We start from the raw sequence: 24,445 nt of genomic DNA, 5'->3' as shown, positions 1-24,445 counted from the left end.
CTGTCGAAAAACGGCCCTGTTGCCACGAACGGCCCTGTTGCCACGCCGGCGAAGAGTCTACGTCGCCGGAACCCCCTACTCCTGCGGCAGGGATGCCAGCCGGGCGTTGATGCGATCGACCTCACCACGAGCCGTCTCCCGCCGAGCACGGATCTTGTCGACGACCTCGGCCGGCGCCTTGGCGGTGAACGACGGGTTGTCCAGCTTCTGCTCGGTGCCGGAGAGCTCCTTCTCCGCCGCCGCGAGGTCCTTGGTCAGGCGCTTGCGCTCGGCGGCGACGTCGACCGCTCCGGACAGGTCCAGCTCCACGGTCACGTCACCGGTGGCGAGCCCGACCTCGATCGAGGCGGTGGAGGCGAACTCCTCCCCCGGTTCGGTGATCCGGACCAGCGAGCGGATCGCGGGCACGTGCTCTCCCAGTCCGGCGGCCTCGATCCCGCCGAGGTTGGCCGCGACCTTCTGCCCCGGCTTGAGGCCCTGGTCGGAACGGAACCGGCGGATCTCGGTGACCAGCTTCTGCACCGCGGCGACCCGCCGGGCGGCCCCCTCGTCGGCGGGTTCACCCGTCGGCTTCGGCCAGTCGGCCACGACCAGGGACTCCCCGCCCGTCAGCGTCGTCCAGAGCTCCTCGGTGACGAACGGGATGGTCGGGTGCAGCAGCCGCAGCAGCACGTCGAGCACGTGCCCGAGAACCGCGCGGGTCGACTCGGCGCGCTCCTGCCCCTCGTCGAGCTGCGTCTTCGACAGCTCGACGTACCAGTCGCAGAACTCGTCCCAGGTGAAGTGGTACAGCGCCTCGGTGGACTTGGCGAACTGGAAGTCCTCCATGAGCTCGTCCACCTCGGCCACCAGGGCGTCGGTGCGGTCCAGGATCCAGCGGTCGGCGTCGGTCAGCTCGGCGCGCGGCGGCAGGTCCCGCCCGGCGACGGCCCCCTTGGCCAGCGCGAACCGCGTGGCGTTCCACAGCTTCGTGGTGAAGCTGCGGGCTCCGGAGACCCACTCCTCGCTCATCGGCGCGTCGGTACCGGGGTTGGCGCCGCGGGCGAGGGTGAACCGCACCGCGTCGCTGCCGTAGGTGTCCATCCACTGCAACGGGTCGACGGTGTTGCCCGCGCTCTTGGACATCTTCTTGCCGTAGGGGTCGCGCACCATGCCGTGCAGCGCGATGACCTTGAACGGCTCGACCCCGTCCATCGCGTAGAGGCCGAGCATCATCATCCGCGCGACCCAGAAGAACAGGATGTCGTAGCCGGTGACCAGCACGCTGGTCGGGTAGAACTTGTGCAGGTCGGCGGTGTCGTCGGGCCACCCCATCGTGGAGAACGGCCACAGGCCCGAGGAGAACCAGGTGTCGAGCACGTCCTCGTCCTGACGCCATCCCTCGCCGCTCGGCGGCTCCTCGTCCGGCCCGACGCAGACGACCTCGCCGCCGGGGCCGTACCAGATCGGGAGCCGGTGGCCCCACCACATCTGCCGCGAGATGGCCCAGTCGTGCAGGTTGTCGATCCAGTCGAAGTAGCGCTTGGCAAGCTCCGGCGGGTGCACCGCCACCCGGCCGTCGCGCACGGCGTCACCGGCCCCCTCGGCCAACGGGGCGACCTTGACGAACCACTGCAGCGACAGCCGCGGCTCGATCGGCTCCTTGGAGCGGGAACTGTGCCCGACGCTGTGCAGGTACGGGCGCTTCTCCGCGACGATGCGGCCCTGCTCGCGCAGCGCCTCGCGAATGGCCTCGCGCGCGGCGAACCGGTCCATCCCGTCGAAGGCGGTGCCGCTGTCGGCGATCCGGCCACGCTCGTCCATGATCGTCGGCATCGGAAGGCCGTGGCGGCGCCCGATCTCGAAGTCGTTCGGGTCGTGGGCCGGGGTCACCTTCACGGCACCGCTGCCGAACTCGGGGTCGACGTGGGAGTCGGCGACGACCGGGATCTTGCGACCGGTCAGCGGCAGCTCGATCTCGGTGCCGACCATGTGCTGGTAGCGCTCGTCGTCGGGGTGCACCGCCACGGCGGTGTCACCGAGCATCGTCTCGACGCGGGTGGTCGCCACGACCAGCGAGTTCTCGCCGTCGCCGTAGCGCATGGACACCAACTCGCCCTCGACCTCCTTGTGGTCGACCTCGATGTCGGAGATCGCGGTGCGCATCTCCGGAGACCAGTTGACGAGCTGCTCCGCGCGGTAGATCAGTCCGTCGTCGTAGAGCTTCTTGAAGATGGTCTGGACGGCGCGGGACAGGCCCTCGTCCATGGTGAAGCGCTCGCGGGTCCAGTCCACGCCGTCGCCGAGGCGCCGCATCTGGGACAGGATCGCCCCGCCGTGCTGCTCCTTCCACTGCCACACGCGGTCGAGGAAGCCCTGCCGCCCCAGCTCGCGGTGGTCGACGCCCTCCTCGCGCAGCTGCTGCTCGACGAGCGCCTGCACGGCGATGCTGGCGTGGTCCATGCCCGGCAGCCACAGCGCCTCGTAGCCCTGCATCCGGCGGCGCCGCGTGAGCAGGTCCATCAGGGTGTGCTCGAAGGCATGGCCGATGTGCAGGCTGCCGGTCACGTTCGGCGGCGGGATGACGATCGAGAAGGGCGGCTTGTCGCTGTGCGGGTCGGCGGTGAAATAGCCCCGGTCCACCCAGCGCTGGTACAGCTCGGCCTCTACGTCGGCCGGGTTCCAGGTCGACGGAAGTTCACGGGACTGCGCTGCGCTGGTTCGTGTCACACGGGAATTCTACGAACCGTGTTCCGGGACCTCGTGCGGTGCTAGGGTATCGGCTCTACCGACCCCGACGTGGAGGCGCTCACCGCCATGACCCCCACCGTGCTCGAGCAGGTACGGCGCGGCCACCGAAACCTGTTCGACCTGGTCATCGGGCTCCACGCCGGGACGCTCCGGCAGCCGACCCTGCTGCCGGGCTGGACCAGGGGACACGTGCTCGCCCACCTCGCGCACAACGCTCGGGCGCTCACGCGGGTCACCGTCCACGCGTCGCGGGGCGAGCTCGTCGAGAACTACCCCGACGGGGACCGCGACGAGGCCATCGAACGGGACGCGCGGCGGGAGGCGGGCGAGCTCGTGCGGATGCTGACCGCCCACCAGGAGGAGCTGGAAGCCGTGTGGGAGGGCCTGAGCGGCGAGGACTGGGACAGGCCGGTCAAGTTCCGCGACGGCACGGTCGGGGACCTGCTGCTCTGCCGTTGGCGGGAGAACGAGATCCACGCCGTCGACCTCCTCCTCGGCCGCACCGAGGAGGACTGGTCACCGGAGTTCTCCGAGCACGCCATCGACTTCCTGAGTCCGCGCCTGGAGGGAAGCGACGTCACCGTCGCCCCGGACGATCTCGACCGCGCTTGGAGCTTCGGCACCGGCCGGGCACGGCTGAACGGCTCCTGCCGCACACTGGCCTGCTGGATGGCCGGCCGGCCCCCTCAGCAGCTTCCGGCCTCCGAGGGGCCACTCCCCGACCTCGGCCCCTGGCCGTGAGGAGCGGACTTCGCTGTGGCTGCCGGACTCATGACCGGGAGAAGGGAGAACCCAGGCCACCAATGATGATCACAAGCCCCCTGTAGAACATGATCAAGGTACCAAGGAACAGTGGAAACACGATGAAGCCCAGCCAGCCAGGTGCGCTACCTTCATACTTGGGTTGCCATTCACTGCTCCCGCTCAAGTAAACAGGTATTCTTTTGCCGACATCAGTCGTCTCGAACACTGAAAAGGACCTGTCATAGCGAAGCTGGTTATTCTCGTATCCCTGTATCGGATCGACCACGCCCTCGCACTGCGACCGCATCCCCAGCATGGCCCAGTTCGGTTCACACGACTCCAGAACGAGGTGCCCGTTGACGGAAAGTATTTTACTCCCGCCCTGATCACCCCCAAGGAAAAGTCCGTAGCTGAAGTACGCCGCGTAAGCCAGCACGACGGCGATGGCCCAGTATCGCCAACAGTGCCTCCGCGGAACGGGAATCCGAATGTTCGAGTGCTTCCTGTTTCCTTCCGACCGATTTCCGGATTCTCTCGGAAAGTCATCCGCCCCCGCCGCTCCCTCTGGATCCTTTCGAAACTGTCGTGCCACGAAAGCGACACCGAGGACGACGAGCCGCGCGAGGAACAGATACCAGAAAGCGAATGCCACGAGAAGGGAGCCGCCGATCAAGAACTCGGCCGGCGGCGGCGGCACGTCCTCCCGCGCTGCGGTCCAGGACTGCCCCGCCAGGATCCCGTAGGACCGAAACACGTCGATGGACCGGCCGACGTCGGCGCTGTCGAACCGCGAGAACGAAGCTTCGTAGTGCTCCGTATCGTCGGTCAACAGCGGGGTGACTGTCCCGGTGCACGTAGAACGCAGCCCAAGCACCGTCCAGTTTGGCTCGCACGACTCGACGACGAGGCGCCCTTCCGGAGACGGAGTTCCCTCGTGGGCCTTGGCCAGGAAAACGCCGTGGTCGAAGTACGCCGCATAGCTCATCACCACGGCCATGATGAAGGGCGCCCAGAGCGGCCACTTGTGGGCGGGTTGTTTCGTGTTCTTGCGCAAGGCGTCGAAGAAGCGGGCGATCCCGCGACGAGCCCGGGAATCGGGAACCCACCACTTCCACCACAGCCATCCGCCGCTGGTCAATTTCCACAGGGCCACGATCGTCAAACCCAGCGTGACGAAAACCAGCGCCACACCACCGGCTCCAAAAAAGGCAGTATGCGGTCCCCCCGTCCTCGCCATTATCCAGGAAAGGAATCCTCCGAACGCCGCAGAAGCCAGAAATATTCCACCGCTACGAAAACAACGGCGCACCCTACCCAGCGTGCTGGCGCCCTCCTCGTCGCTACTGATCACGTTCACTCCGGACCTCTCTGGTTTTGGACTCGTGGGGCTTTTCGGTAGGAGTCCCCTTCTCGGGATCGCCTTCCTCCTGGCCGAACGCCTTGTTGACCTCCTTTCCGTACTCCTTACCGACAGCCACGCCGTCACCGAACCACGGTTTGACATTGCCGAGGTCCTTCGGTGTGGGCGCGTGCTGCCCCAAATCTCCGGAGAGAGCCCTGACCCAGTTGCCGCCATCGAGGGCACTCTTGTTCAAGTGATTGTCGGTGTGCTCGACAACCCGACCGAGCCTGGTGTTGGCCAGCGGCCCTCCCTCCGCATCCCATCGGTCGGCTGTGGCGCGCATGTTCTCCGCACGAGTGTTGGCGGAGTCCGTGAAGTCGTCCACACGCTGGTTCCGCGCGTCCAACCCCTGCCCTTGGAGATGGTCACCGAACGCCTCGCGGCTGGCGGCCTTGGTCTGCGCCTCGGTGGCCATGTGCTCTTCCTTCATCTTGAGCCGTCCGCCCAACCCGCTGTCGGGGCGGCTCCTGCTGCTCGCCGAGAGATCGTCGGCACGCTTACGGAGGGCGTCAGCGGAGGACTTGGCCAGACCACCCAGCTTGTCCATGGCCGTGAACAGCTTCTTCAGGTACTGCGCGATCCTGCCGGCGATCTCGACGGCCTTGGCGACGGCCCGAGCGATGAAAGCCGCCACCGAACCCCCGAAGGTGAACCAGCTCGACGCGAGAGCCGCAGCTCCCCAGGCGATCAGAGTCCCCACCATCTCGGCGATCAGATCTCGAACCAGCGCACGAGTGGCCGCGACGCCAGCACCGGCATGCTTGATTTTGTTCGACACCGCTGACGACGCTGCGGAAGCGTTCATCACGTGTTCGAAAAGATTGGCCGCGGCTCCACGGTAGGCCTGACCGGACTGCCCCCGCCACTCCTCGACCTGCTTCATCGAGCTCTTGTGCTGGTCTCCCACCTGAGAAAGATGCTGGGATATGTTTCCCCAGGTATTGGCGGCGGCCTCGATGGCCGGAGGATCCCCCATCAGGTCGTCGAAGGGCTCGCGAACCCACTCGACGTTCTCGATGACCCATCCGATGGGAGCAGCGGCCAGCGTGGCCAGCGGATCGGTCAGGAAACCTGCAGCGTCGAGGGCCATCCCGAGTCCGTCGATGGCCAACTGGGTCTCATCGACCTCCGCACCTTCCTTGAAAACGTTCTGAACGTTCGCAGCGAAGTCCTCGGCACCGTCCAGCGGACCGGCACCGGTGAACGTCTTGTCCTCGACCTTGATGTCGGCCTGCAGGTCCTCCATCTACATCGTCCTCCCCAGCTCGTTGGCCGCACCCTCGTCGCGCTCGCGGAAGTCCCGTGAGGCGTCCAGGACCTTCTCCCCTTGGTCCTCCATTGCCTCGGGAAGGTTCCTGAGCATCTCCTCCGCCGCATCGCGCTCGTCCATGAAGATCAAGGCCCACAGCTGACACAAAGCACCCATCGCTCCGGAGTCGATGGGGGTCTGCGTCGAGGCCGTATGAGCCTTGTCGAGCTGGGAAGTGATCTCGCCGGTGAGGTGTTCACCGTGGGCGTCCATGGCGTCGGTGTTGGTGTTGGTGTAGCTCACGACGTGCCTCCCCGCCTGCGCCGCTGCTGCCACTCGTCGTACTCGTCGGGCTCCGCCTCGTCGGCGCTGCCGGGCCGGCCTCCGGAAGCGGCCGAGTCCTCGTCGTCGGGCTGCATCCGGGCGATGCTCGCCTCGACCTGCTCGCTGAGGAAGTTCATCGCCTCGCCATCCCCGAGCAGGGGCTTCATGCTCTCCTCGACCTGGCGCGCCGCCTGGGACTGCGCCTGGCGAATGGTCTCCATGATCGTGGAGGCCAGCTTGGTGTGGCCGAGTTCGAGCGACCGGGCGGTGAGGTCGATCGACTCGATGCCGCCGCCCCCGGCGACCGTGACCGTGACGCTGCCGTCCGAGCTGCTCGCCTCGCCGCGAGCGTTCGAGAACGCCTCCTGCGACTGCTCGAGCTGCTCCTGCATCTGGTTGGCCTTGCTTTCGAAGTCCGCAAGGTACTGGTACGGATCCACGAGTCTCCCTGATCGCCGTGCGTTGATCAGGCGGGATCGTATCGCGCTACCACCGTCCAATGTGACGGATCGGAGAAATCGGCGACTCCACCCAACCAGAGCCCGGCACCGAGCCGAGCCAGCCGATGCTTGCGCGTCTCGTAGGAGGGAACGGCCCGCGCACCCCTCAGTCGTGTTCGACGAATCCCGGGGCACCGCAGCACTTCTTGTACTTGCGCCCCGAACCGCACCAGCACACCTCGTTGCGTTCCGGAGGCCAGCTGATGCCCCGCCCGTGCTCGGCCAGCCAGCCCGCGTAGTCGTTCCGGATCGACGCCGTCGAGGGGTCGCGCTCACGCTCACCGCAGAAGTCGAGGAACTCGGCCACGTCACCGTGCGCCACGAGCGGTGTGTCCCCTTCGGCCGAAGCACGCAGCACGCGCTCGGTCTCACGACGGTGATCGACATGCGCCCGGGCGCCTGACTCCGAGTCGGCTGAGCTGTCCGACGACCGCCGCGGAACCCGCTCGTACTCGGACTCGGGCCAGTACAGCACGGCCGTGGGCCTGGACACCGGGTTCTGCCGCTCGAAGGAGTCGAGCGCGCTGCCGAAGGCGTCGTGGGCCTGCTCGCCGAGCTCGTCCAGCGTGTCCGCGGGTTGGTCCAGGGCCTCCCGGATTCGGGAGCGCGTGGTCAGCAGCATGTCGAGTTCCTGGTCGTCGACGACCTCGTCGACGCCCGGGGTGAACGGTTGCGGGTAGCACCGGGAGAGACCGGCGTTCGCCCAGTTCAGCGCCCGCTGATACTCCCCGTTCTCCTCCAGCGTCTCGGCCACGAAGTGATAGGTGCTCGGCACCGTGGGGCGACTCCGCCAGAGCTCGTCGAGCAGTTCGTTCCCGCGCACCGCGTCGTACTCCTCGATCAGGAAGGACGCGTAATAAGCCCGCGGATCGGGAAGTTCCGGCTCGGTCCCCTCGGCGGCGGCCAGGCGGTAGCAGCGTTCCGCCTGCTCCAACTCACCCGCCTGAGCCCAGGCGTGCCCGGCCTCGCACAGGACGTCGACGCGCTCGTCCGGATATTCGGCGAGGTCGGCTTCGGTCTCGCGGGCCCGCTGCGCCCACTCCGCCGGCGACTGCGGCAACCGGTGACCGGTTTCCGTCACGGCGTTCTCGGCCGGCAGCTCGTCACGGCCCTGCCGCAACCGGGCGGATTCCCCATCGGTCATGCGCCGAGGATAGCGATCTCCTCATCGCCACCACGCGGGTGCGGTATCGGGCACGGGCTGTTCGGGAAGCCGATCCGGTCAAGTGGTTCACCTGCGCCTCCCACTCACCCGAAGACCAAGTTGCCGCGAGTTCTGAACTAGTTCTTACTCGGGGTGTGATCACCGAGGTGCAGTGGAGCGAGTTACAACGCGATCCCCACTCCGTCGCCGAGCGGACCGAGCAGGGCGTCGTGCGTGTGCGCCGTCGCGGTAAAGCTCCACTCCTGCTCCTTCAGGAGGACGAGAGCACGCTGGGAGCGGAGGGGGCGGCCACGGCCGACCGAGCGCCGCGCAACTTGTTCACCCACCTCGACAGTGCGGAGATCGCGCGGATGCTCGGCGACACCTTTCCCCGGATCGACCTCCTGCCGGAGGACGATCGTCACCGGTTCGCCATCGACTTCAGCAGGGCGTTCGAAACATCCGCCGAGCTGGAACGCTGGAACGTGCTGTCGCAAACCGTGCGCGAGTGGAAGGCGACAGCGGCCGTCCACGCCGACCCTCGACTGCACCGGGCGCTGAGCGGTCCTCTCGACGAGGACCACGGACCGGTACCACCCCCCGAGGCCGGTGAGTAGTGTCCGCCAAACGCAACGACCGAGCCCCCGCCCGGCCGACCCGGCGGTTGGGAACCGCGCTTCGCGACGAACGAAGCCGCAAAGGGCTGGGAAGAGCTGTGTCGCACGGCCAAAGCCAACACCTGGGAAGCCTGGATCGTGCTGACCGAACAACCCACCGAACCGGAAAACCCCGCCCGCCAGCATCGCCTTCGTGGGAGTTCGGCCCATCGCAAGCTCGGGACGAAGGAACTGGACCAGTGGCAGTACGAAGTAACGTCGGGCGGCAGAGCTTGGTACTGCCCCGACCCGGACACGCGAATCGTCTGGCTCGTTCATGCTGGAACTGGTCATCCCAAATCAACCGAATGACGCACCGACGGGCGCGATCGCGCCGCTGCGGCTGCTCACCCGACCGCACGCGTCCACATGCTTGCTCGATCACCGCTCGCCGTTCGGGCGGGAGCGTATCCTGTGTGACCCGACAGTTGTGATCGATCGGGACGAAAATCCGGGAGGTGCGAATGGGACGAGTGACCGTGCGACGGCCGGTGCTGCGGATCAATGCCGACGGCACCCGCCAGCGGCCGGACACGCTGGCTGCCGAGGAACCACTGGAACTGCGCGTCGACTCGCGGCCGTTGACCGTCACCATGCGCACTCCCGGTAGCGATGTCGAACTCGCTCACGGCTTCCTGCTTACCGAAAGCGTCATCACGGGCAAGACCGACGTCGCCACCGCCCGCTACTGCGACAGCCCCGGCCCGGACGGCCGCAACACCTACAACGTGCTCGACGTCCAGCTCGCCTCCGGTGTCGCGCCGCCGGACGCCTCGGTGGAACGCAACTTCTACACCACCTCCTCGTGCGGCGTGTGCGGCAAGGCCGCGCTGGACGCCGTACGGCTGAGCACCCACCACCCCCCGGCCTCCGACTCGTTGGAGACCACTCCGGAAACACTGACCGAGCTCCCCGAACGACTGCGCGAGGCGCAGCGCGTGTTCGACTCCACCGGCGGGCTGCACGCGGCCGGGCTGTTCGACTCCAGCGGCGAGTTGCTGGCCGTGCGCGAGGACGTGGGCAGGCACAACGCCGTGGACAAGGTACTGGGCTGGGCCTTGCTGCAGGAGCGGGTGCCACTCGCCGGATGCATGATCAACGTTTCCGGGCGCGCGTCGTTCGAACTGGTGCAGAAGGCCGCGATGGCCGGCATTCCACTGCTCGCCGCCGTGTCGGCACCGTCGTCGCTGGCGGTGGAACTCGCCGAGGAGCAGGGGATGACGCTCGTCGGTTTCCTGCGGGGGTCCTCGATGAACGTCTACACCGGAGCCGAGCGGATCCGAACCGCCGAGGCCGCTGTCGGCCACTGAGTGAAATGTTGCGGTCGACGGGATGGCCAGCGACGGTAGAGGAGTGAGGAGATCCATGGAAACCGGCGGGCACTCCCCTGCGAACCCGGTCGGACGACGTACCCTGCTCGCCTCCGGACTCGGGGCGCTGAGCGTCGGTGCCTTCAGCCTGACCGGACGCGAAGTGGAATCCGAACCACCGCCCCGTCCGCACAACGCCGTCACCGTCGAACGGGTCCACTCCCGAGCACGTCACCGCGAGGTGGAGCTGGTGACGATCGCTCCGGAGGGCGTTCCGCACGCGGACCTCCCCGTCTGCGTGTTGTTCCACGAGCGGCATCGCACCGCCCGCGAGTCCGTCGACCTGATGTGGGCTCCCGCCGTGAACACCGCGAACCCACCACAGTTGGCGTTCGTGTCCGTCGACGGCGGGAAGAACGGGTACTGGCGCGAGCATCCCGAGGACGACCCGATGAGGATGATGCTGGAGGAAGTGCCGGGGTGGCTGAAGCAGCGGGGACTCGGCGGCCCGAACGGACTGCCCCGCACCGCGGCGGGATATTCCATGGGGGGATACGGAGCTCTGGACTACACCCGCCGCAGACAGGCGAACGGGACACCGCTGGCCGCGACGGCCGTGCTCTCCCCGTCGTTGTTCACCAGCTGGCAGGAGGTGGAGGTGCGTAACGCCTTCGCCAGCAAGCAGCAGTGGGCCGCGCTGGACCCGTTGCGCCACACGGACGAACTCGGGGACGTGGCACTGGCGGTGTGGTGCGGTACCGAGGATTTCCTGCTCGAGAGCACGCGCAGGTTCGCGGAACTGACCGACCCCGAAGTGGTCTCGTTCGGTCCCGGCGTCCACGAGGACGTTTACTTTCACACCGTCCTGCCGCACGCCGTGAGTTTCGTCGGACGCCACCGGGCCGAGACCGCGTGACCGTCTTCTAGACATCGCGCTTCCCCCACGACGCGGGCCGCAGGTACACCACCCAGGTCACCACCACGCACACCAGGTAGAAGCCGATGAAGGTGACGAAGGCGGGGACGCCACTGCCCGCCGGGTCCCCGTAGGAGTCCCGGAAGACCAGGTTGATGAACACACCCCCGAGAGCGCCGACGGCACCGGTGATGCCGAGCATCCCACCGGAGAGCCGGCGTGCCCGGGTGAACGAGTTCCCCGACCCCCGACCCGTCGCGCCGACCCACTCGGCCGCGATCGCCGGGATCATCTTGTACGTCGAGCCGTTGCCGACCCCGGCCAGGACGAACAGCGCCGAGAACGCCACCAGGAACAGGGGGAAGGCGTCCCCGGCCGAGGCCACCAGCAGCATTCCCGTTCCCACCACCATGAGCAGGAAACTCACCAGGGTCACTCGCGCACCGCCCCACCTGTCGGCCAGCCAACCGCCGAGGGGCCGTGCCAACGAGCCCAGCAGCGGTCCCAGGAAGGTGTAGCTCGCCGCTCGCAGCGGACTGAAGTCGAACTCGGTCTGCAACACCAGACCGAACGCGAAACCGTATCCGATGAACGAACCGAACGTCCCGACGTACAACAACGAGGTCCACCACGTGTGGGGGTTGCTCGCCGCTTCCCGCAGGCCGCCGTGACGGGCTCCCACGGCGTCCACATCGTCCATCCACTGTGCTGCTGCCAGTGCGGCCAACACGATCAACGGCAGGTAGATCGCCGCCACCAGGGAGGGGTGGGTGTTACCGACGGTGGCGATGACCAGCAGTCCCACGAGTTGGATCACCGCGACGGCGATGTTGCCGCCGCCCGCGTTGAGCCCGAGCGCCCAGCCCTGGTGGCGCTGCGGGAACAGCGCGGTCACGTTCGTCATCGACGAGCCGAAGTTCCCGCCGCCCAGCCCGGCGAACGCGCCGATCAGCACGAACACCCACAGCGGCGTTCCCGGTTGCCGTACGAAGTAGCACGCCAACAGCGTCGGCACGAGCAGTACGGCGCTGGAAAAAACGGTCCATCGCCGACCACCGAACCGCGTCACCGCGGCGCTGTACGGCAGCCGCAGCACCGCCCCCACCAACGTCGGCGTCATCACCAGCAGGAACTTCTGCGACGCGGAGAACGGCAGGCCGATGTCCGGTGACATGAACAGGACCATGACCGACCAGATGCTCCAGACGGAGAACCCGATGTGCTCGGAAAAGACGGAGCACAGCAGATTGCGGCGCGCGATGCGCCTGCCCGAGCGCTGCCAGAAGGCCTCGTCCTCGGGATCCCAGCCCTCGATCCAGCGTGCCGGAGGTGTGGAGGTGGTCGTCAACGTGGGACTCCTTTCGCCGGGGTGACCCCACGCTAGAAAGGAGGTGTTTCGTCCGGGATCGTGTCGAGTTACCGCCGCGCAACGGGTTGTGGGTTTCGGCGGTCGATCGCGGACGACAATGTCACCGCCCCGTCATCGCTGTTCGACCGATCGCAACATCGGGGCCCCACGCTGGGGACATGACGGGACGAGACAGAACCTCGCACGGCGCCGAGGCCACGAGAACCCTCCGGGGACACCGGGAGATCACCGAACTGGCGGCGGTGTTCCTCGCAGCCGGCCTGGTCCACCTGTTCACGTCCGCCATCGGTCACGTCGAACAGGGCTCCTACGCATTGATCGTGCTCAGCGGTCTGCTCGTAGTCGGCGACCTGGTTCGCGCGCGCCGGAAACGACGAAGCACCACCACCGACGACGCGGTTCCTCCGCCACGGCATCGGGGGGGGACGGGTCCGACGGCCCCTCCCGGAGGCTCCGTCGAAGACGTGGCTCCGCTGCCGCTGTGGCGGCTGCGGGTTTCGATGAAGGACACCCCGGGACGGCTGGCGCAACTGGCGGCGAGGCTGGCCGCGCTCGGCGGTGACATCCGCACCGTGCACGTGCACCCGACCTGTGACGGTGTCGTGGACGAGCTCCTGCTGCACGTTCCGGAAGGCGTCACGGCGACCGAACTGACCGAAGCCGCGGGTGAGGCCGGCGGGGAACGGGCCGGCGCGGTCCGCGCCGACGTCCGGGAGCTCGACGACGTGCCGACGCGCTCGCTCGATCAGGCCACGAACCTGGTCGAGGGCACCGCGGAACTCGTCGACGTGCTGCGGGGCCTGCTCGGCAGGATCGAGGTCCGCTGGTCGGAGGAGCCCGCGGACGGGCCCGCCGAGAGCTTCACCGAGGACGCCCTGCGCGTGTCGGCGCCGGGTGGCGGCGTCCTTCGGCTGCGGCGTGACGGGGCGGCGTTCACACCCGCCGAGTTCGCCCGCTCCCGCGCGATGGCATCACTGGCCGCCGCCTGCCGAACTCGAATACCGGCGGAGGTTCGACACGTCACCGTGGCGGGCCATCCGCTGATGCTCCGGCGAGCCGATCGACACGACCTGGAACCGGTCCTGGAGTTCCATCGGCGCTGCTCCGAACCCACGCGTCATCAGCGCTACTTCGACACCCCGACCGATTCCGCGTCGCTGCGGCGCCGGCTGGAGTCGGGGCTGGAGCGAACGTTGGTGGTGCTGACGCGATCGGACGGGATCGTGGCCGTGGGGAACCTGTCCCTCGAGGAGGACGAAGCCGAACTGGCGCTGATGGTCCGCGACGACTGGCAACGACGCGGTATCGGATCGATGCTGTGCGCCCACCTCGTCGCGGAAGCCGAATCGGCGCACGTGCGCTCGGTGAGAGCGCTGACCCAGGCGCACAACACGGTGATCGCCCGGACCCTGCGAGCGACCGACTTCGGACTCGTCGGCGCGGCCGAACCCGGCGAATGGCTCTGGAGTCGCACCACGAGCGACGCGGTGGCAGCCGACTCCCCCGTGCTCACGAGCAGCGGTGGTCAGGACGGTACCGGTGAGACCGGTCGTCGGTGACCGGGTGAACGGAGGAGTTTCGGCGATGAGAACGCCAGACCTTCTCCGTCCGCCCCCTCGGGAAACCTCGGTCAGACGAGCCGCAGCTTGGCCGGGGAACGATCCGCGGTGTGGGGCTCGGCCCCGAAGCGATCCACCAGCGGCACCGTGCCGTAGAGGGTCCAGCGCAGCACCGAGTCCCACGGCCCGTATCCGGCCTCGGTGTTGAGGTGCCCCCCGTCCGGGATGACGTCGAGGTCCACGCGCAGGGCGTCGGCGATCTCGTGCGCGCTGTGCATGGGCAGGTACTCGTCACCGGTCCCGGCGACCAACCTGGTCAGCCCCGCCGCGCGGCGCAGCGCTCCGGCGTCGAGCGGATACGGCGCCAGACCTCGCACGTCGGGATGACGCCACTCCGGCTCCGGAGGCGACACCAGCAGCACCCGGTCGGCTCGCCGGACCGAGAAGTCCATCGTCGCGGCGTGGTGCAGCCACAACGGCACTCCGCAGGAGTGCGCCGCCACCACGAGTTCCGCCTCGTCGGGGACGGCCTCCAGGTGCCGCCGCAGCGCGGGCAACCAGGCGTCGAACCTCGGATGGTCCGGATCGGGCAGGGTGGGCAGCTCGACCGTGACCCCCTCGTCGGTCAGCTGAGCGGCCAACCACCGCTGCCAGTGCCACGGGCCCGAACCGGTGAACCCGTGTATCAGCAGGACGTGCATCTTACTCATGGCGGTGCTCCCGAAAGTCGGCTCGCGGATGAGGACCAATGATCATTCATGAGCGGCCGACACGCAGCGTGAGAGATGCCACGAGTCACCGGCACGTACCGTCGACTCGACGAACGGGCGGGTTAGGCGGACTTCTCGCGGCGTTCGTGACGCGAGATCTGCCGAGCCACGATCGTGGGGTTCACGCCCTCCCGAACGGTCTGATCGGTGATCACGACCTTGGCGACGTCCGAGCGGCTCGGAATGTCGTACATCACGGGGAGCAGCAGCTCCTCCAGGATCGCCCGCAGTCCCCTGGCGCCGGTGCCGCGCACGATCGCCAGGTCCGCGATGCCCTCCAGGGCCGAGTGGGTGAACTCCAGCTCGACACCGTCGATCTCGAACAGCTTCGTGTACTGCTTGATCAGCGCGTTGCGCGGCTCGGTGAGGATCTTGACCAGGGCCTGCTTGTCCAGGTTGGTGACGCTGGCCACGGTGGGCAGCCTGCCGATGAACTCCGGGATCAGGCCGTACTTGATCAGGTCCTCAGGCAGCACCTCGGAGAAGTGCTCGGACGAGTCGATGTCGCTCTTGGTGCGCAGATCGGCGCCGAATCCGACACTGCTCTTGCCGACCCGGTCCTCGACGATGTCCTCCAGACCCCCGAACGCGCCCGCCACGATGAACAGCACGTTGGTGGTGTCGATCTGGATGAACTCCTGGTGGGGATGCTTGCGCCCGCCCTGCGGGGGCACGCTGGCCGTGGTGCCCTCCAGGATCTTCAGCAGTGCCTGCTGCACCCCCTCACCGGAGACGTCCCGGGTGATGGAGGGGTTCTCGCTCTTGCGAGCGATCTTGTCGACCTCGTCGATGTAGATGATGCCGCTCTCGGCACGCTTGGTGTCGTAGTCGGCGGCCTGGATCAGCTTGAGCAGGATGTTCTCGACGTCCTCGCCGACGTAGCCGGCCTCGGTCAGCGCCGTGGCGTCGGCGATGGCGAACGGGACGTTGAGCATCTTGGCCAGCGTCTGGGCGAGGTAGGTCTTGCCGCAGCCGGTCGGGCCCAGCATGAGGATGTTGGACTTGGCCAGCTCGATGCTCTCGTCGCGGTCTCCTCGTGAGGAGCCCTGCTGCTCACTGGCTTGAATACGCTTGTAGTGGTTGTAGACGGCGACCGAGAGGTTGCGCTTGGCGCCGTCCTGACCGATGACGTACTGGTCGAGGAAACCGTGGATCTCGCCCGGCTTGGGCAGCTCGTCGAGCTTGGCCTCGCCCGACTCGGCGAGCTCCTCCTCGATGATCTCGTTGCAGAGATCGATGCATTCGTCGCAGATATACACGCCCGGACCGGCGATGAGTTTCTTCACCTGCTTCTGGCTCTTCCCACAGAAGGAGCACTTCAGCAGGTCGCCGCCATCACCGATACGTGCCATGCCGCTGACCTCGTCCCCTCCGGTGCGCCGTCCTGTGGCGCCCCTGATACGTGTATACCCTCGACGGTACCTGTCGTTTCCCGAGTTCGGGGAGGCTCGCTACCACGAACTTGCCGCCACGAACCCGCACTCCGCGGCGAGCGACTTCACCGCTCCCCGCCACGCCGGGCACGACGAGGTCCGCCGTGCCCGGCGCGTCGTGGATCAGGAGCGCTGCTGCGAGAGCTTGCGGTAGGGCATGACCTCGTCGACGATCCCGTAGTCCCTGGCCTGCTCGGCGGTCAGGATCTTGTCCCGCTCGATGTCCTCGCGGATCTGTTCCTTGCTCCGGCCGGTGTGGTTGGCCAGCGTCTGCTCCATCAGATCGCGCATCCGCTGGATCTCGTTGGCCTGGATCTCCAGGTCCGAGACCTGACCGTAGACACCCTCGGTGGCGGGCTGGTGGATCAGCGCACGCGCGTTCGGTAGCGCCATGCGCTTGCCCGGCGTCCCCGCCGCCAGCAGCACGGCCGCCGCGGAGGCCGCCTGGCCGAGGCAGACGGTGCGCACGTCCGGACGCACGTACTGCATGGTGTCGTAGATCGCCATCAGCGCGGTGAACGAGCCGCCCGGCGAGTTGATGTAGATCTGGATCTCGCGGTCCGGGTCGTCGGACTCCAGGTACAACAGCTGAGCCATGATGTCGTTGGCCGAGATGTCGTCGACCTGCACGCCGAGGAAGACGATGCGTTCCTCGAACAGCTTGTTGTACGGGTTGGACTCCTTGACCCCGTAGGCCGTGCGCTCGACGAACGACGGCACGTTGTACCGGGCGTTGGGAAGCTGGAATGAGCTCACGTCGGTGACTCCTCGTGACTGTGATTGCCGAGACGGACGCGAACGGTCGATCACGCGCTCGGCAGGTTGGCGCGGTTGGCGATGTGATCGATGAAGCCGTAGTCGAGAGCCTCGTCAGCGGTGAACCAGCGGTCGCGGTCGGAGTCCACGGTGATCTTCTCGACGGTCTGTCCGGTCTGCTCGGCGATCAGCTCGGCCATCTCGCGCTTGTTCTTGGAGAACACGTCGGCCTGAATCGCGATGTCCGAGGCCGTGCCACCGATGCCCGCGGACGGCTGGTGCATCAGGATCCGCGAGTGCGGCAGCGCGAAGCGCTTGCCGGGCGCGCCCGCCGAGAGCAGGAACTGCCCCATCGAGGCCGCGAAACCCATCGCCACGGTCACCACGTCCGGCTTGATCAGCTGCATGGTGTCGTAGATGGCCATACCCGCGGGAACTGAGCCACCGGGTGAGTTGATGTACAGCGAAATGTCGCGTTCGGTGTCCTCGGCGGCCAACAGGATCAGCTGCGAGCAGATCTGGTTGGCGATGGAGTCCTCGACCTGGGAGCCGAGGACGATGATGCGCTCCTGAAGCAGTCGCTCGTAGACTGAGTCGGTCAACGAGAGGCCACTACCGGTGGATCGCATCTGCGGCGACTGTGCGTCGGACGCCGGAACAGTCTGGTGCTGCGTCACGTCTCCCTGCCTTCTTCCGGAATGGACCCGTCCGCTTCGCGTCGGCCGGGCCGAAATCGTTGTCCGTGATCCCTTACGACTGACCCTAACGAACGTGGGCGGCACCAGCTTCCCAGTACCGCCCACGTTCGCTCAGAGCATGTTTTTCGATGTGGTGCCCCACGGCCCCCGGATCACTGATCGTCGCGGGACTTCTCCTCGGACTGATCCTCGGAGGCGCCCTCGACGACCTCGGGCTGCTCCTCGGACTCGTCCTCCTGCGTGCCGAACAGCTCGTCCAGGTCCATGGCGTTGCCCTGCTCGTCGGTCACCGTGGACTGACGCACCACGGAGAACAGCGCCTTGCTGCGCCGGATGTCGGCGTAGATCGCACCGAGCTGGCCGGACTGCTGGATCTGCTGGACGTACTGGTCCGGGCTCGTGCCGGACTGCTGGGCCTGGTAGATGATGCGCTCGGTGAGCTCGTTGTCCGAGACGGAGATGCCGTCGGCGTCGGCGATCGTGTCCAGCACGAGCTGGGTCTTGACCGCCTCCTCGGCTTCCTGCCGCGTCTTGGCGTTGAACTCCTCGCGGCTGGAGCCCTGCTCGGTCAACGACTGGACGAAGCGCTCCTCGTCGTGGTCGAACGGGTGCACGGCGTCGTGCTCGCGTGTCTCGACCTCGGACTGGACGACGCTCTCCGGCAGCGGCACCTCGACGCGCTCCAGCAGCGACTCCAGGATCTTGTCCCGAGCCTGCATTCCCTGCTGCATGCGCTTGACCCGGCCGAGCCGCTCGCGCAGATCGGCGATCAGCTCGTCGATCGTGTCGAACTCGCTGGCCATCTGGGCGAACTCGTCGTCGGCCTCCGGCAGCTGACGCTCCTTGACGGAGTGCAGCGTGACCGTGACCTCGGCATCCCGACCGGCGTACTCGCCTGCGACCAGGCTGGTGGTGAAGGTGCCGGTCTCGCCCTCGCTCATGCCGATCAGCGCGTCGTCGATGCCCTCGATGAGCTGGCCGGACCCGATCTCGTAGGACAGGCCGCTGGTCTGGGCCTCCTCGACCGCCTGGCCGTCGACCTCCGCCGCCAGATCGATGCTGACGAAGTCACCGTGGGCGGCGGGGCGCCCGACGCTGATCAGCGTGCCGAACCGGGCACGCAGCTCGTCGAGCTGGTCCTGGATCTCCTGATCGGTGACCTCGACGTTCTCGACGGTGGCCGAGAGGTCGCCGTAGGACGGCACAGTCAGCTCCGGCCGAACGTCGACCTCGGCGCTGAACTCGACCTTCTCGCCGTCGGCGATATTGGTGACCTCGATGTCCGGGCGGCCGAGAGTGCTGACCTCGCTGCTGTTGACGGCCTCCAGATACTTGGACGGAACCGCCTCGTTGACAACCTCGTCGAGCACGGGGGCGCGACCGATGCGGCTCTCCAGTACCCGCGCCGGGACCTTGCCGGGGCGGAATCCGGGGATTCGGACCTGCTTGGCCAGTTCCTGGTACGCGCGGTCGAAGTTCGGCTTGAGCTCGTCGAACGGCACCTCGACGTTGAACCGTACGCGCGTCGGGCTCAGGTGCTCGACGGTGCTCTTCACGTGGTCTCCTAGTGCGAACGTGCTTGAAACTCCCGGCGGTGCCTGTGGAAGCCGAAAGGCGCGTGATCTCCGATCGCTCCGTCGACGCCGGGCTGACCTCTGAGTCTATTGCGTACTCTCGCAGTACCCGGTGTTGGGTTCCGCTGCACTTGCCGTGGCCGGAACAGTACCGGGTATTCGCGCCCGTACCGACCGACATGCTTGGGGAAAAGTGCGACAGCTCGGCGAGGCAGAGCACGAGACGACCGGGGCCACCACGTGCGCGGCACTGTCCGAGGCACTCGACGAACCCCTCGCGGGCACGGCCGCGGTGGCGGGTGGTTGGCTGTGCCTGGAGCAGCCCGGCCCCTGGGGACGCGACGCCCTCCTGCAAAGTCATCTCGACTCCGAGGTGGGAGCGGCCCTGTCGGCCCGAGCGGAGGCCGCCGGTGTTCGCGTTCAGCTGATTCGCGGTCCCGGGCGGCATCCGGACACCGATCGACCCCGTCGGGTCTACCTGGCGCACACCCGTCCCGAGCGGAGCTGGCTGCGCACGCGCACGGTGAACGACCCGGCCGAACTGCTGGAACTGGACTTCGAGCGGATCGCCCGCGGGCACCACGACTCCTGGGGCGAAGCGGTGTCCGATCCCGTGCTGCTCGTGTGCACCAACGGCCGACGTGACCGGTGCTGCGCGGTGTGGGGCCGGGCGCTGGTCTCGGAACTGGCCGGGCGGCACGACGGACTGTGGGAGACCACGCACACCGGCGGGCACCGGTTCGCTCCCGCCTGCGTGCTGCTGCCCTCCGGCTACACCTACGGGAGGATCACCACGCACCAGGCCGAATCCGTGCTGTCGGCGGCCTTCGCGGGCAAGGTCGTCACCGAGGGGTGCCGGGGTCGAGCCTGCTGGCCCGGTGCGGGTCAGGCCGCCGAACTGGCCGTTCGCGAATTCACCGGGGAGTACCTCGCCGACGTCCTGTCGGTGGAGGAGCCCCCGGCGGAGAACGGACAGGTCCGCGTGACGCATCGCGACGGCCGGCGCTGGACCGTGACCGTTCGCAGCCACGAGCTCGAACCACCGCGGCCAAGCAGCTGCGGCAAGTCATCCGCACGACCGACTTGCCGGACCGTCGAGCAGGTGTCCCCGCTGGACTGAGAACGCGGCGCGTCACCGGGTGGCCCGCGTCGGCGTGACCGCCGTGGCGATACCGCTCCCGGGCGCGGTCGACGGTGCCGGGGTGTCCACGAACACCGAAACCCCCACCAGAAAGGCCGAAACGGCTCCCAGCAGGGCCGCCACGACCACGGCGGGCAGGCGTGGACGCATCGAGCGGGCGAAGGATGACTCGACGTGGGTAGGCACATCTGCCTCATCGTGGAGCACCCCGCCCGCCGTTACCGCGCGAAAGGCCGGCCACCCGCAGGTGACCGGCCCGGAGTCGGGGTGGCGGGATTTGAACCCACGGCCCCTCGCACCCAAAGCGAGTGCGCTACCAAGCTGCGCCACACCCCGGAACACACCCGAAAACCCGGGTGCTTGCAAGCACTCTATCGCGACCCGTTACAGTGGGATGCACGCGGTCGACATCAGCCGATGTTCGATCCCCCTCGCGGGTGTAGCTCAATGGTAGAGCCCCAGCCTTCCAAGCTGGTCACGCGGGTTCGATTCCCGTCACCCGCTCTCACCGGGCTCCCCGGTCACCACGGTGACCGGGGAGCCTTCTCGTCTCGGGCGGCCTCCCGGGCCAATTCGCTTGCCCGACCCCGTCGCGGCACGCATGCTGGACTTCCACGGCCTTCTACTGGGGAGCACCGGAGAGCGGATCCGCCGCCGACGCGGGAGTCCCGTGCCGTGATGCGGAAAAGAGGAACACGCTTGTTACGACTGCGCGCGGGACTGCCGGAGTACAAGTGGCTGGTCGGGATCACCTTCGTACTCGCCCTGGTCATGCAGATCCTGGACATCACCATCCTCAACGTCGCGCTGGCGACGCTGGGGCGACGCTTCGGGGTCGAGCCGAGCACGCTGCAGTGGGTCCTGACCGGATACATGATCAGCCTGGCGGTGTTCATCCCCGCCTCCGGCTGGCTGGCGGACCGGTTCGGCAGCAAGCGCACCTTCCAGCTGGCCGTGATGATATTCACCCTGGCCTCGGCGCTGTGCGGGCTGGCTCCCGACATCACCACGCTCATCGCGGCCAGGGTGTTGCAGGGCGTCGGTGGCGGGATGCTCGTCCCGGTCGGACAGGCCATGCTCTTCCGGGCCTTCCCCGCCCACGAACGCGCGAAGGCCGGAGCGATCCTGGCCATTCCGATCACCATCGCGCCCGCCCTCGGCCCGCTGCTGGGCGGTGTGCTGGTGCAGTACGCGAGCTGGCGCTGGATCTTCTTCATCAATCTGCCCGTCGGGGCGGTGGCCCTGCTGTTCACCGTGCTGTTCCTCCGGGAGGAGCACCGGCAACGCCCGGGCCGGTTCGACCTGCCCGGTTTCCTGCTCGCCGGATCGGGGCTGGCCACCCTGCTGGTCGGGCTGGAGCAGGCCGCCAAACGGGGCTGGGCGAGCACGTCCGTGTGGATGGAACTGATCAGCGCGGTGCTGCTCCTCGGCGCGCTGGTGTGGCGCGAGCTCAGCGTCGCCGAACCGATGCTGAACCTGCGGCTGCTCGGTCATCGGCTGTTCGGCACCGGCAACGTCCTGTTGCTGTGCCAGACGGGGGCCATGTTCGGCGTGTTGTTCCTGCTGCCGCTGTACCTGCAGAACCTGCGCGGAATCTCCCCCGTCATGGCCGGGCTGGTGCTGATGCCGCAGGCGCTGGTCATGCTGGTGGTGACCCAGTTCGTCAGCCGCGCGTACGGGCGCGTCGGCCCGAAGCGGCTGATCGCGGTGGGATTCGCGCTGCTCAGCGCCGTCGGCGCCACCATGCAGCTGCTCGGTCTGCACACCTCGCTGTGGTTCGTCGTGGGCGTGCTGGCCTTGCAGGGGGTGGCCATGGGACTGCTGATGACACCGCTGCAGACCGCCACGTTCGCCCAGACCACCTCCGCGGAGATGGGGCAGGCGACGTCGATGTTCAACGTCAGCAGGCAGGTCGCCACGGCGCTGGGAACGGCGGTCGTGGCCAGCGCGCTGGGGATCCTGACCAGTGCCGCGATGGCCGGAGTGGATCCGAACGTGCCCGCCCGGGTGGCACAGGCCCAGCTGCAGGGGTACCGGGGCGCGTTCCTGGTCGCGGTCGTCTTCGGCCTGCTCGGCCTGGTGTTGACCCTGCGGGTGCGCGACTCCGACGCGGCGGCCACGCTCGATCAGTCGCGCCGCGCGGAGGCGGCCGAGACGACCGTGAGCGAGTAAGGCAACGTGGGTGCCACGCCTCGTGCGTGAGATACCTCAAGCCGGCGCCACGCACCGTCCCACACGACGTCGTGGCAATGCATGATTCAAAGGTGACCGAGATGCCCCACGCCGACCAGGTCCGCAATCACGCCCGCTGGCGCCCGGGCTGGAGCCCCGGACGCACCAGCTACGCCTGGCTGCTTCCCCTCGGCGACCAGCCCGCCCTGCGAGAGCTGGCCAACCAGTACCAGTACGCGCTGCGTGACCTGCCCGGATTCGATCCCGTCCCGCTGGAGTGGATGCACATCCTCCTGCAGGAGGTCGGGTTCACCGACGAGGTACCGCAGGGCCGCGTCAACACGCTGCTCGACACCGTGCGCACACGGCTGTCCTCGACCGCGTCGCCGCGGCTGACCTTCCAGGAGGGCGTCGTGCTGCCGGAGTCGCTGGCGCTGCCCGCCGAACCGCGCTCGGACCTGTCCGACCTGCGCTCGACGCTGCGCGAGGCGACCGCCGAGGTGATCGGCGAGTCGCTCCTGCCGGAGGAGCCCGAGCAGACGGATCAGCACGTCAGCCTCGCCTACTCCACGGCCGAGGGCCCGGCCGTGTTCGCCAAGGCCGTGCTGGAGGCCACGGAGAGCTCTCCCGCCACGGTGCGGGTGCCCGCCGTGTCCCTGGTCAAACTCAGCCGCGATCACTCCTCCAACGAGTGGGAGACCGTCGACACCGTGCCCTTCGCCGCCTGAGGAGAGCCGGTCGCGTCGGTGGTGCGTCGGCGGTAGGAACGTGAGCATGGCCGATCCGACTCTGACCGCCCACACCCTCGCCCACGACGACTACGACCGCTACTTCGACGTGTTCAGCGACGCCCTCATGGCGGACCGTCGCGAGCAGTTGCGGGAGCGGTTCCGCCCGGTGTTCCGGCCGGAGCGCTCGCACGGTGTTTTCGACGGCACCGAGCTCGTCGGTGTCGGTGGTCTGATGGCTCCGGAAATCACGCTTCCCGGAGCCGTGAGTTGCCCGCTGGCCGCTGTCACGGCGGTCGGTGTCCGGCCGGGGCACCGCAGGCGGGGCGTGCTGACCACCCTCATGCGCGCGCAGCTGGACGCCCTGCGCGAAGCCGCCACCGAACCGATCGCCGCCCTGTTCGCCTCCGAAGGAGCCATATACGGCCGGTTCGGCTACGCGGTGGGTTCCGAGGAGGCGCGGCTCGCACTGCCACGCGGCGCCGCCTTTCGTCCCACCGTGGAGGTCGATCCGCGCCCGGTGCGCGAGGTCGGGCGAACCGAGGCGCTGGAGCTACTCCGACGAGTGCATCCCGCGGTGGCCGACCAGCGAATCGGCTGGCTCACGCGGGACGAGGGTGCCTGGCACGCCCGTGTTCTCCACGAGGAAACGGGTGCGGACGGCACCGGAGCACTGCGCTACGCGGTGCACCCGGAGGGCTACGCGCTCTACCGGCCGAAGTCGAACTGGACCGCACGCGGCCCGGCCTACGAGATTCACGTCCAGGAGGTCGCGGCCACCACGCCCCGGGCGTACGCGACGTTGTGGCGCCACCTGCTCGATCTCGACCTCGTCGGCGAGGTGCGCTGGAACAAGGCGGCGGTGGACGAACCCGTCACCAACCTGCTCGCCGATCCCCGGCTGGCGGTGCGCGATGTGTCGGACGCCCTGTGGGTGCGGTTGGTGGATCTGGACCGGGCACTGCGGGCGCGCCGGTACTCGGCACCACTGGACGTGGTCATCGAGGTCACCGACTCCTTCTGTCCCTGGAACGCCGGACGCAGGCGGTTGCGGATCGACGAGGACGGGGTGGCCGACGTCGCCCCGTCCGACGCTTCGGCGCAGCTGGCCGTGGACACGACCCATCTCGCCGCCGCCTACCTGGGTGGTACGTCCCTGTCCGCGCTCGGCCGTGCGGGACTGGTCACCGAGCTCGGAACGGGCGCGTTGCGGCGTACGTCGCGAGCCTTCGCCGCCGAACACGCTCCGCACTGCCCCGAAGGGTTCTGA

The 24,445-nt window shown here is 67.9% G+C and carries 22 protein-coding genes and 2 tRNA genes; 10 read left to right on the top strand and 14 right to left on the bottom strand.

Features of this window, described 5'->3' with window-relative positions; all coding sequences use genetic code 11:
- Positions 1-75: 75 nt before the first annotated feature.
- Positions 76-2,709 carry a valine--tRNA ligase gene (locus tag FHX42_RS13215; RefSeq protein WP_182544567.1) on the bottom strand — a complete coding sequence of 878 codons (2,634 nt, stop codon included), beginning with the start codon at positions 2,707-2,709 and terminating at the stop codon, positions 76-78.
- Between the two features lie 69 nt (positions 2,710-2,778).
- Here FHX42_RS13215 and FHX42_RS13210 point away from each other — a divergent pair, with 69 nt between their 5' ends.
- Complete coding sequence (locus tag FHX42_RS13210; RefSeq protein WP_328796094.1) at positions 2,779-3,471, top strand: maleylpyruvate isomerase family mycothiol-dependent enzyme; 693 nt, start codon at positions 2,779-2,781, stop codon at positions 3,469-3,471.
- Between the two features lie 28 nt (positions 3,472-3,499).
- Here the strand turns inward: FHX42_RS13210 and FHX42_RS13205 are convergent, their stop codons facing one another.
- The 5 genes from FHX42_RS13205 to FHX42_RS13185 form a co-directional block, all read right to left on the bottom strand.
- A complete protein-coding gene (locus FHX42_RS13205; protein WP_182544566.1) occupies positions 3,500-4,663 on the bottom strand; it encodes a hypothetical protein in 1,164 nt (387 codons plus the stop codon).
- Positions 4,664-4,814: 151 nt separating this feature from the next.
- Positions 4,815-6,122 carry a WXG100 family type VII secretion target gene (locus FHX42_RS13200; RefSeq protein WP_182544565.1) on the bottom strand — a complete coding sequence of 436 codons (1,308 nt, stop codon included), beginning with the start codon at positions 6,120-6,122 and terminating at the stop codon, positions 4,815-4,817.
- Positions 6,123-6,428, bottom strand: a complete 306-nt coding sequence (locus FHX42_RS13195; protein WP_182544564.1) for a hypothetical protein — start codon at positions 6,426-6,428, stop codon at positions 6,123-6,125. It lies immediately after the preceding gene.
- Positions 6,425-6,889: a YbaB/EbfC family nucleoid-associated protein gene (locus FHX42_RS13190; protein WP_182544563.1), complete on the bottom strand. Its 465-nt coding sequence runs from the start codon at positions 6,887-6,889 to the stop codon at positions 6,425-6,427. Before FHX42_RS13190 ends, FHX42_RS13195 begins: the two co-directional genes overlap by 4 nt.
- Positions 6,890-7,055: 166 nt before the next feature.
- Positions 7,056-8,093: an SEC-C metal-binding domain-containing protein gene (locus tag FHX42_RS13185; RefSeq protein ID WP_182544562.1), complete on the bottom strand. Its 1,038-nt coding sequence runs from the start codon at positions 8,091-8,093 to the stop codon at positions 7,056-7,058.
- A gap of 155 nt (positions 8,094-8,248) precedes the next feature.
- Here FHX42_RS13185 and FHX42_RS13180 point away from each other — a divergent pair, with 155 nt between their 5' ends.
- The 3 genes from FHX42_RS13180 to FHX42_RS13170 all read left to right on the top strand — a co-directional run bounded on the left by FHX42_RS13180 (position 8,249) and on the right by FHX42_RS13170 (position 10,975).
- Positions 8,249-8,710: a hypothetical protein gene (locus FHX42_RS13180; RefSeq protein WP_182544561.1), complete on the top strand. Its 462-nt coding sequence runs from the start codon at positions 8,249-8,251 to the stop codon at positions 8,708-8,710.
- Between the two features lie 503 nt (positions 8,711-9,213).
- Positions 9,214-10,059 carry a formate dehydrogenase accessory sulfurtransferase FdhD gene (fdhD, locus tag FHX42_RS13175; RefSeq protein WP_182544560.1) on the top strand — a complete coding sequence of 282 codons (846 nt, stop codon included), beginning with the start codon at positions 9,214-9,216 and terminating at the stop codon, positions 10,057-10,059.
- A 55-nt stretch (positions 10,060-10,114) separates the two neighbouring features.
- A complete protein-coding gene (locus FHX42_RS13170) occupies positions 10,115-10,975 on the top strand; it encodes an alpha/beta hydrolase (protein ID WP_182544559.1) in 861 nt (286 codons plus the stop codon).
- 7 nt (positions 10,976-10,982) lie between these two features.
- Here FHX42_RS13170 and FHX42_RS13165 read toward each other — a convergent pair whose 3' ends face one another.
- A complete protein-coding gene (locus FHX42_RS13165) occupies positions 10,983-12,323 on the bottom strand; it encodes a nitrate/nitrite transporter (protein ID WP_182544558.1) in 1,341 nt (446 codons plus the stop codon).
- Positions 12,324-12,502: 179 nt separating this feature from the next.
- Here FHX42_RS13165 and FHX42_RS13160 point away from each other — a divergent pair, with 179 nt between their 5' ends.
- Positions 12,503-13,903, top strand: a complete 1,401-nt coding sequence (locus FHX42_RS13160; RefSeq protein ID WP_182544557.1) for a GNAT family N-acetyltransferase — start codon at positions 12,503-12,505, stop codon at positions 13,901-13,903.
- A 71-nt stretch (positions 13,904-13,974) separates the two neighbouring features.
- On the opposite strand, the gene FHX42_RS13155 is transcribed toward FHX42_RS13160, so the two are convergent.
- From FHX42_RS13155 to tig, 5 genes are all read right to left on the bottom strand, one after another.
- The gene (locus tag FHX42_RS13155; RefSeq protein WP_182544556.1) at positions 13,975-14,613 is read right to left on the bottom strand and encodes an RBBP9/YdeN family alpha/beta hydrolase; all 639 of its coding nucleotides are present in this window, start codon (positions 14,611-14,613) and stop codon (positions 13,975-13,977) included.
- Between the two features lie 122 nt (positions 14,614-14,735).
- Positions 14,736-16,025 (bottom strand): ATP-dependent Clp protease ATP-binding subunit ClpX, encoded by a 1,290-nt coding sequence (gene clpX / locus FHX42_RS13150; protein WP_182544555.1) that lies wholly within the window; start codon positions 16,023-16,025, stop codon positions 14,736-14,738.
- Positions 16,026-16,229: 204 nt separating this feature from the next.
- Positions 16,230-16,862 carry an ATP-dependent Clp protease proteolytic subunit gene (locus FHX42_RS13145; protein ID WP_182544554.1) on the bottom strand — a complete coding sequence of 211 codons (633 nt, stop codon included), beginning with the start codon at positions 16,860-16,862 and terminating at the stop codon, positions 16,230-16,232.
- 50 nt (positions 16,863-16,912) lie between these two features.
- Positions 16,913-17,539, bottom strand: coding sequence for a ClpP family protease (locus tag FHX42_RS13140; RefSeq protein ID WP_182544553.1), 627 nt, complete (start codon positions 17,537-17,539; stop codon positions 16,913-16,915).
- 173 nt (positions 17,540-17,712) lie between these two features.
- Positions 17,713-19,116 (bottom strand): trigger factor, encoded by a 1,404-nt coding sequence (gene tig, locus FHX42_RS13135; RefSeq protein WP_182544552.1) that lies wholly within the window; start codon positions 19,114-19,116, stop codon positions 17,713-17,715.
- A gap of 211 nt (positions 19,117-19,327) precedes the next feature.
- Between tig and FHX42_RS13130 the strand changes: the two genes are divergently transcribed.
- Entirely contained in the window at positions 19,328-20,254 is a 927-nt protein-coding gene (locus FHX42_RS13130) for a sucrase ferredoxin (RefSeq protein WP_328796093.1), read from the top strand.
- A 12-nt stretch (positions 20,255-20,266) separates the two neighbouring features.
- Here the strand turns inward: FHX42_RS13130 and FHX42_RS13125 are convergent, their stop codons facing one another.
- Together FHX42_RS13125 and FHX42_RS13120 are read right to left on the bottom strand one after the other, a co-directional pair.
- Positions 20,267-20,461 (bottom strand): hypothetical protein, encoded by a 195-nt coding sequence (locus tag FHX42_RS13125; RefSeq protein ID WP_182544551.1) that lies wholly within the window; start codon positions 20,459-20,461, stop codon positions 20,267-20,269.
- A gap of 76 nt (positions 20,462-20,537) precedes the next feature.
- A tRNA-Pro gene (locus FHX42_RS13120) sits at positions 20,538-20,611 on the bottom strand.
- Positions 20,612-20,708: 97 nt separating this feature from the next.
- Between FHX42_RS13120 and FHX42_RS13115 the strand changes: the two genes are divergently transcribed.
- The 4 genes from FHX42_RS13115 to FHX42_RS13100 all read left to right on the top strand — a co-directional run bounded on the left by FHX42_RS13115 (position 20,709) and on the right by FHX42_RS13100 (position 24,445).
- Positions 20,709-20,779 (top strand) — tRNA-Gly (locus FHX42_RS13115).
- A 195-nt stretch (positions 20,780-20,974) separates the two neighbouring features.
- Complete coding sequence (locus FHX42_RS13110; RefSeq protein WP_235987282.1) at positions 20,975-22,447, top strand: MDR family MFS transporter; 1,473 nt, start codon at positions 20,975-20,977, stop codon at positions 22,445-22,447.
- A 101-nt stretch (positions 22,448-22,548) separates the two neighbouring features.
- A complete protein-coding gene (locus FHX42_RS13105) occupies positions 22,549-23,175 on the top strand; it encodes a 2'-5' RNA ligase family protein (RefSeq protein ID WP_182544836.1) in 627 nt (208 codons plus the stop codon).
- Between the two features lie 46 nt (positions 23,176-23,221).
- Complete coding sequence (locus FHX42_RS13100; RefSeq protein ID WP_182544550.1) at positions 23,222-24,445, top strand: GNAT family N-acetyltransferase; 1,224 nt, start codon at positions 23,222-23,224, stop codon at positions 24,443-24,445.

Origin of the sequence: Halosaccharopolyspora lacisalsi, from assembly GCF_014137975.1 — a bacterium.
In the GTDB taxonomy this organism is placed as follows: Bacteria; Actinomycetota; Actinomycetes; order Mycobacteriales; family Pseudonocardiaceae; genus Halosaccharopolyspora; species Halosaccharopolyspora lacisalsi.
This window is presented reverse-complemented; position numbering and strand designations above follow the sequence as displayed.